This window comes from Streptomyces sp. KLMMK (genome assembly GCF_036961605.1).
Lineage (GTDB): Bacteria > Actinomycetota > Actinomycetes > Streptomycetales > Streptomycetaceae > Streptomyces > Streptomyces telluris.
In genome coordinates this window covers 1-7,584 of the sequence record NZ_JBAMDC010000317.1, presented here as the reverse complement: position 1 = coordinate 7,584, position 7,584 = coordinate 1, and the positions used below count along the sequence as shown (strand labels likewise).

Below are 7,584 nucleotides of genomic sequence, written 5' to 3'. Positions count from 1 at the left end.
GTCCTGCTGCACGAGGCGGCGGGCCACTTCGCCGAGGCGTCCCCCGGCGGCACGCCCGCCCTCGCCCACCGGCTCGGCTGCCGCGTGGCAGGCGAGCTGATCACCCTGGACGACGACCCCCTCGCCGAGGGCGGTCCGGCCCACTACGACACCGACGACGAGGGCATCGTGTGCCTCGGCCGGCAGCGGATCGTGCACGAGGGCAGGCTCGTGCGCCAGTTGCACAGCCTCTCCAGCGCCGCCGCCGGGTCGGCGATGCCCACCGCCAACAGCCGCGCCGCCTCGGTGCTGCACCGGCCGCTGCCCCGCATGTCGAACGTCGTCTGCCGGCCCGGCGACGCGGGGACCGACGCGCTCGTCGAGAACGCCGGCCACGGGCTCCTCGTCCACCGGCTCGCGGACGGCATCCGCACCGGTGCCACCCTGGAGGCCCGCCTGGTGCTCGGCGAGCGGATCCGCTCCGGCCGCCGTACGGGCGAGTACGTCCGCGGCCGCCTGCGCGAGCGCGCCGACGTCCTCACCCGCGTCGTGGAGACGGGCGCCCGCACCGAGTTCGGCGACAACGCGCTGTGCGGGAAGGACGGCCAGCTGCTGTTCGACGTCGGCATGTGCGCGCCGGCCCTCCGCCTCTCCCGCCTGCGGTGCACGCCGTGACCCCCGCCGTCACCGTCACCCGCAGCCACGACATCGTGCGCCTGGATCCCGGCACCGGCGAGACGCGCACCCGGCTGGCCATGACCGCCGCCTCCGACGAGCCCGGCGCGTGGCGGCTGTCCTCGACCGGGGCGGTCCGCACCGGCGAGGAGCCGGGGCGCCGCGCCCGGGCCGTCCACCGCGCGCTCCGCGACCGCGCCGTACCCGCACTCGGCGAGGACGGCCTGCTCGTGGAGACCGGCCGCATCACGACGGACGTCATGTGCGACGGGATCCGCGTGGCCCTGTCCACGCGTACCTACCTCCTCGTCCGCGACCGCGACCGCGTGCTCCACCTCAAGGACGGGACCGGCCCGCCCCGCTCCCTGCCCTGGGCGTCCGCCGCGGACCCCGGCGACATCCGCCCCGGCGACCCCGTCGTCCTCGGCCCCGCCGCGCTGCTGGCGCTGACCGCGGCCGCCCAGGAGGAGGCCGGCACGGCGGGCGGGCCCGGCAGCCGATGCTCCTCGCCCTACCCGCCGCACGACTTCCCCCTCCGCGGGCTCGTCACCGCGACCGGCCGCCGGCACGCCGACCTCCGCCGGGCCTGCGAGCTGCTGGCCGAGCCGGACCGCTGGCTGGTGCCGCACGGCACCTTCGGCACCGGCACCCGCCCCCCGGCCGCACCGGACCACCGCCCCCGTGCGCCCTTCCCCCGGCGCGCCCTCCTCCTCGACTCCCTCACCCCCTGCGGCCGCTCCGCCGACGGCCGCCCCGCCTGGCTCGCGGCGTACTGCCTGGTGGACGGTGCGGAAGAGGCCCGGGGGAGAGGACTCCTGCGGGTCAGGGGCGCCCCCGCCGCACTCCTGCGGGAGGCCGGGGCCGCCTGTTCCCCGGCCCGCCCGGCACTCGCCCGCGACCCGATCGGCCGGGAGTCCTACGCGCAGGCCCCCGGCGTGACCACGGCACTGACGGCCGGCCGGCTGATCGCCCCCGCGCATCCGTAACCCGCGGAGCGCCCACACCCCTCGCAGAAGGAGAACAGCCATGTCCCGCACGGCTCCCCACGAAGGGGAACAGCTCAACCTCGACGGATCCCACGACGTGGCCCTGGCGCCCGTCCGCGGCACGGACACCCGGCGCGGCCTGCCGGCGTCGTACTTCGAACGCCGCCCGCGCCGCTTCATGGCCAAGATCGCCGTCGCCTTCGCCGTGATCGTGGTCTGCTGGACGGCCCTGCTGGAATTCCGCAACCCCGTCACCTGCGCGGCCGCCGTCCTCGTCCTCGGCGTGATGTACGCCTACCTGGTGGAACTCCAGCACGAGTGCCTCCACGAGCACGCCTTCCACGCCCGGTGGGCGAACCGGACCTGGGGCTTCGTCTGCGGGGTCTTCATGTTCAGCTCGTACTCCCACTACAAGTACGAGCACCTCCGGCACCACGCCTTCCTCGGCACCCCCCGCAACCAGGAGTTCTTCAACTACCGTTTCCACGGCCTCGACAGCCTGCACGGCTTCGCCCTCGCCGCGTTCCACCCCGGCCGCTACGCCGACGTCCTGCGCAACCTGGGCCGCGGCGCCGCCCGGCGCCCCATCCCCGGCGTCGATCGGCCGCGCGCCGGACGGGCCGTCCAGAACGAGTACGCCCTGCTGCTCGTCCTGCTGGCCGGCGCGGTCGCGGCCGGCGTGCTGACCCGTGACTGGTTCGTCGTCCTGGCCTGGTTCGCCCCCGCCCTCCTCGTGAGCGAGGCGGCGCACTTCCTGATCGAGATGCCCGAGCACTTCGGCCTGAACACCCAGACCGACGACAACGTCCTGAGCAACACCCGCACCATCCACGCCTCACGCTTCGCCCGCTGGCTCACCAACTACAACAACCTGCACACCGCGCACCACTACCACCAGGGCGTCCCCATGGTGAACGTGCCGCAGCTGCACGCCGCCATGCAGGAGAGGATCCTCGTCACCGAAACCTCGTACTGGAGCTTCTACCGCAAGGTCATCAAGGGGGAGATCGCCTACCAGGGCGGCCGCGAGAGCGACGAGAACTGCATGACCCGCTAGCACCGTCCTCGTCGTCCCGCCGCCTCTCACGGAAGGAAGCCCCCTCATGCCCGTGGTCTCCTCGCACAACGAATGGGACCCGCTGGAGGAAGTCGTCGTCGGCAGGGTCGACGGCGCGATGACGTCGTCGTGGGAGGTGCTCGACCGCATCTCCGTACCGCCCGCCGCGCAGGAGCACCTCGGCGCCGCCGCCGGCACCCGGATGCCCCGGGACGTGGTGGAGGAGGCACAGCGCGGCCTGGAGGAGTTCATCGGCATCCTCCACGACGCCCACGTCACCGTGCGCCGCCCCGACCCGCCCGACACCTCCCGCCCGTTCGCCACCCCCGCCTGGGCGGTCGCCAACGGCATCTCCGCCGCGAACCCCCGCGACCTCCTGCTCGTCGTCGGGGACGAGATCATCGAGGTGCCGATGGCCGACCGCAACCGGTACTTCGAGACCTGGCCCTACCGCGGCCTGCTCACCGAGTACTTCGAGCGCGGCGCCCGCTGGACCGCCGCCCCCAAGCCCCGCCTCCTCGACGCGCAGTACCGCCCCGGCTACGAGATCCCGCCCCCGGACCAGGAGATGACGTACCTGGTCACCGAGGCCGAGCCGGTCTTCGACGCGGCCGACGTCATGCGCTGCGGGCGTGACCTGTTCATGGAGCGCAGCCACGTCACCAACGCCCTCGGCCTGGAGTGGCTCCGCCGGCACCTCGGCCCGGACTACCGCGTCCACGAAGTCGTCTCGCGCTACCCGCGGGCCATGCACATCGACACCTCCCTGCTGCCCCTGGCCCCCGGAAAGGTCCTGGTCAACCCCGAGTTCATCGACCCCGAAGGGCTTCCTTCCGTCTTCCGGTCCTGGGACGTGCTCATCCCCCCGGACCCGGTCGTCACCCCGGTCATGCAGCGGGGGCTGATGAGCGCGTGGAGCAGCCTGAACGTGTTCATGCTCGACCCGGACCACGTGGTCGTCGAACGGTCCCAGACACCACTCATCAAGGCCTTCGAACAGTGGGGGTTCGACCCCGTCCCCTGCACCTTCGAGCACTACACGGCCTTCGGCGGCGCCTTCCACTGCGCCACCCTGGACATCCGGCGCACCGGTCCCCTGGAGACGTACTTCTGATGGCCGCCACGCAGCCCGCCGCGGCCGTCCCCTGGCCCGCCCAGCAGTGGTCGCCGGGCACCGGCGCCCGCCCGGCCCTGCCTGCTTCGGCCCTGCCCGGCCCCGTCGCCGAGCGGCTGCGCCGGCTCACGGAAGAGGCCGGGCCGGAGCCGCTGTGCGCGTACGTGCACGACCCGGCCGCGGCGGGCCGCAGGGCGGCGCTGCTGCGCGCCCGCCTCCCGGACTGGGCGGAGGTCTTCTACGCCGTGAAGGCCAACTCCTGCCCGGCCGTGCTCGAAGCGCTCGCCCCCGGCACCGACGGATTCGACGTCTCCTCCGAGGGCGAGGCCGGGGCGGCCCGCGCAGCCTCCGCCCGGGCCCTGATCGCCACCGGGCCCGGCAAGACCGACGCCATGCTGACGGCCCTGGCCCGGACGGGTGTGGACTTCGTCAGCGCCGAGAGCACCCTCGAACTCCACCGGATCGCCGCCGCGGCCGACCGGGCCGGCCGCCGCATCCAGGTCGTGCTCCGCGTCAACGCGGCCACCGGGCCGCTGCAGGGCGCGCTGCGTATGGACGGCCACGCCACCCAGTTCGGCATCGGCGAGGACGCGCTGGCGGAGGCGGCCGCCGTCGCGCGCTCCCTGCCCGGACTCGACCTCGCCGGCTACCACTTCCACGTGGTGTCCAACAACCTCGACGCCGACGCCCACGCCGCCCACGTGCAGGCACGGCTGCACTGGGCCGTACGGGCGGCCCGCGCGCACGGATTCGCCCTGCGCGTGCTCGACGCGGGCGGCGGCCTCGGCGTCGCTCCGCACGGCGAAGCGCCCTTCGACCTCGGCCGGTTCGCCGCCCGGCTGCGCGCCGACCCGCCCCCGCCGGGCGTACGCGTGGTCCTCGAACCCGGGCGCTGGCTCGTGGCGGACAGCGGCTACTACGCGGCCCAGGTGACGGACGTGAAGGAGGTGGCCGGCAGCCGGTTCGCTGTCCTCGCCGGCGGCATCAACCACTTCATGCTGCCCGCCCTCCTGGAAGTCGCCCTCGACGCCGCCGTCGTGGACGTCGACCGCTGGCCCTACGCCTGCCCCCGCCCCGCCCTGATGGACACCACCGTCTCTCTCGCCGGACCGCTGTGCACGCCCGAGGACATCCTCGCCCGCGGCATCCGGGTCGGCCGGCTGCGCGCCGGGGACCTCGTGGTCTTCCCCCTGGCGGGCGCCTACGGCTGGGAGTTCGCCCTGCGCGGCTTCCTCGGGCGCCGGCCGCCGGTGCACACGGTGGTGAACACGGTGGTGAACACACCTCAGCGGGTGTCGGCCCGCTCGGGCACCGGCCCGGCGGCAGCGGTGGGAGCGGAGCCCTCGCCCGTGGAGGACAACAGCAGGTAGAGGCCCGGCAGCCCGGCGCAGCAGGCCATCGTCACGGCCGCGGCAGCGAGGTTGCCGCCAGACAGCAGCGGGGCGGCGATCACCGCCCCGAGCGGCGCCGTGCCCGTCATCAGCGTGCGCAGCCCGGCGAAGGCCCGCCCGTGCAGCTCCGGCGGGATGCGCCGCATCCGCAGCGACTGCGCCCATACGGTCATGGGCGCACTCAGCAGTCCCACCGCGAAGAATCCGGCGCCGACCACGAGTTCCAGGGGCGCCCCGAGCACGGCCAGGAACGAGAGCGCGGCCCCCGTCTGGACCAGCCCGATCAGCCGCACCGACGCGGGCCCGAGGCGGCCCCCGCCGGCCACCGCCGCGCCGAGGACCTCCCCGGCCGCCAGGGCCGCCGTCAGCGCGCCCAGCACCGAGGCGCCGCCGTGCAGCTCGTTCTTCGCCAGCCAGGGCCCGACGACCAGGATCAGCATCCCGTCGGCGATGTTGAAGAGCATGAAGGCGACCGTCGTGGAGACGATCACCCGGTCGCGCGCGACGTCCTTCAGCGACGCCTTCGGCGCCTGCTTCCCGGCCTGCCGCCCCGCCCGCGAGGGAGGCGGCAGCGGCCGGCGCACGGTCGCCACCAGCGCCGCGAAGACCAGATAGGACGCCGCGTCGACGAGCAGCACCTGAGGGGCGCCGATCGCCCCCACCAGGACGCCGGCCGCCGCCGGGCCGACGACCGTCGCCACGCTGAAGCTCAGCGATTCGAGGGCGTTCGCGGTGTCGAGGTCGCGGTCCCCGACGAGCTGCGGGATCGCGGCGGGGAACCCGGCGAGCGGCACCATCTTGAGCAGGCCGTAGACCACCGCCACCAGGAACGGCAGCCACACCGGCACCCCGCCGGCGGCCGCCGCGAGGGGAACCGACGCCACGCACGCCGCCCGGAACACACTGTCCGCGATCAGCAGCATCCGCTTGTCGAACCGGTCGAGCAGCGGCCCCACGAGCAGGCCGCCCACGACCACCGGAGCCGTGAAGCAGACACCCAGCAGCCCCAGCCGCCCGGTGCCGCCCTCGTCGAGCACCAGCCACGCCAGCGCGAGGAACGTCATCCCGTCACCCAGCAGCGACACGGACGCGCCCAGCCACAGCCGCCCGAAGTCCCCCGACCGCAGCACCCGCCAGTACGCGTTCACCGGCTGCCCGCACCCCTCTCGTGATCGAGCAGCCACCGCTTGACCGCGAGGCCGTAGTAATAGCCGCCGAGCGAGCCGTCCGAGCGGCGGACGCGGTGGCACGGGACGACCAGCGGCACCAGGTTGTACGCGCACGCGGCGCCTGCGGCCCGCGCCGCGCCCGGCTTCCCCGCGGACGCCGCCAGCTCCTGGTAGCTGACCGTCGTACCGGGCCGCACCCGGCGCATCTCCCGCCAGGCGGCCGCCCGGAAGCCGCTGCCGCTCTGCACGACGGGCAGCGCGTCGATCGCCTCGACCTCGCCGTCGAAGTAGGCGGCGAGCGCGGACGCGAACGGCTCGGGGGCCGCGCCCGCCGACGGGTCGCCGTCGCGCCACGGAGGGGGCAGCTCGGCCCGGAGGGCGGCCGGGTCCGCCGTGAAGCCGGCGGCGAGAATGCCGTCCTCGATCGTCAGCAGGCTGAAGGGACCCAGCGGGGTGGGCAGCGTGGTGCTGCGCAGGCCTTGTGCGTTCACCGGTCTCCTTCGGCTCCGTGGAATGCGGTTCGTCGGCTGCAGGTCGGATGTGGCTGGTCGCGCAGTTCCCCGCGCCCCTTTCAGGGGCGTGGGACCGCAGCCGACGTCAGGACGGCCGCCGGACGAAGGGCGCAGGCCGTGCGCGCCCGGCCTCCCGTAGGTGGAGGGCCGCGTACGAGCGCCACGGCTGCCAGCCCCGGGCGTGTTCCTCCAGGCCCCCGGCCAGGCCCAGGGCCTGCGCGGCTGTCCGTACCTGCGGGTCCTGCGGGGCGAACGCGTCGGGGTCGCCCAGGGCGTGCATCGCGATGCGCTGGGCCGCCCAGCCGCTCACGCCGGGCAGCTCGCGCAGCCGCACCGCGGTCTCCTCCCGGTCGGCGTCCCGTTCGAGGGACAGCTTCTCCGCGGCCACCGCACCGGCCAGGGCCCGGACGGCGGCCGCCGGTCTCCCGGCGAGGCCGAACGCGGCCGGATCGGCGTCCGCCAGCGCCTGGGCGGAGGGGAAGAGCCGGCAGGGGCGGCCCTCGCCGGCCGCCGGGACCGGCTCGCCGCAGTGCGCGGCCATCCGCGTGCAGACCGCGCGCACCTCCGCCAGGGAGGCGAACTGTTCGAGGACCACCCGCAGGGCCGGCTCGAAGCCGTGCGTGCACCCGGGCATCCGCAGCCCCGGCGCGGCCCGCACCAGCGGCCCGATCCACGGGTCGGGGCGCAGGGCGTCCCCGATC

Annotated in this window: 8 protein-coding genes; 5 read left to right on the top strand and 3 right to left on the bottom strand. The window is 75.0% G+C overall.

Going from position 1 to position 7,584, the window contains the following annotated elements; genetic code table 11:
• The 5 genes from V7793_RS29490 to V7793_RS29470 all read left to right on the top strand — a co-directional run.
• On the top strand, positions 1-654 hold a 654-nt coding region (locus V7793_RS29490), incomplete at its 5' end, for a metallopeptidase TldD-related protein (RefSeq protein ID WP_336012111.1).
• Positions 651-1,640: a hypothetical protein gene (locus V7793_RS29485; protein WP_336012109.1), complete on the top strand. Its 990-nt coding sequence runs from the start codon at positions 651-653 to the stop codon at positions 1,638-1,640. The genes V7793_RS29490 and V7793_RS29485, both read left to right, overlap by 4 nt.
• 40 nt (positions 1,641-1,680) lie before the next feature.
• Positions 1,681-2,697 (top strand): fatty acid desaturase family protein, encoded by a 1,017-nt coding sequence (locus tag V7793_RS29480; RefSeq protein WP_336012106.1) that lies wholly within the window; start codon positions 1,681-1,683, stop codon positions 2,695-2,697.
• 46 nt (positions 2,698-2,743) lie between these two features.
• Positions 2,744-3,811 (top strand): amidinotransferase, encoded by a 1,068-nt coding sequence (locus tag V7793_RS29475; protein WP_336012104.1) that lies wholly within the window; start codon positions 2,744-2,746, stop codon positions 3,809-3,811.
• Positions 3,811-5,181 (top strand): alanine racemase, encoded by a 1,371-nt coding sequence (locus V7793_RS29470; protein WP_336012103.1) that lies wholly within the window; start codon positions 3,811-3,813, stop codon positions 5,179-5,181. Before V7793_RS29475 ends, V7793_RS29470 begins: the two co-directional genes overlap by 1 nt.
• Here V7793_RS29470 and V7793_RS29465 read toward each other — a convergent pair.
• The 3 genes from V7793_RS29465 to V7793_RS29455 all read right to left on the bottom strand — a co-directional run.
• Positions 5,097-6,350, bottom strand: a complete 1,254-nt coding sequence (locus V7793_RS29465; RefSeq protein ID WP_336012100.1) for an MFS transporter — start codon at positions 6,348-6,350, stop codon at positions 5,097-5,099. The two genes, V7793_RS29470 and V7793_RS29465, sit on opposite strands and share 85 nt — an antisense overlap.
• Complete coding sequence (locus V7793_RS29460) at positions 6,347-6,862, bottom strand: methylated-DNA--[protein]-cysteine S-methyltransferase (protein WP_336012098.1); 516 nt, start codon at positions 6,860-6,862, stop codon at positions 6,347-6,349. The genes V7793_RS29465 and V7793_RS29460 overlap by 4 nt, the downstream gene beginning before the upstream one ends.
• Before the next feature lie 106 nt (positions 6,863-6,968).
• Positions 6,969-7,584: DNA-3-methyladenine glycosylase family protein (locus V7793_RS29455; RefSeq protein ID WP_443058019.1), on the bottom strand; the 616-nt coding region annotated here is incomplete at its 5' end.

Bases quoted from the DNA above. Each gene is read 5' to 3' on its own strand.
- V7793_RS29475 (WP_336012104.1), top strand. From the start codon at position 2,744: ATGCCCGTGGTCTCCTCGCACAACGAATGGGACCCGCTGGAGGAAGTC.
- V7793_RS29470 (WP_336012103.1), top strand. From the start codon at position 3,811: ATGGCCGCCACGCAGCCCGCCGCGGCCGTCCCCTGGCCCGCCCAGCAG.
- V7793_RS29480 (WP_336012106.1), top strand. From the start codon at position 1,681: ATGTCCCGCACGGCTCCCCACGAAGGGGAACAGCTCAACCTCGACGGA.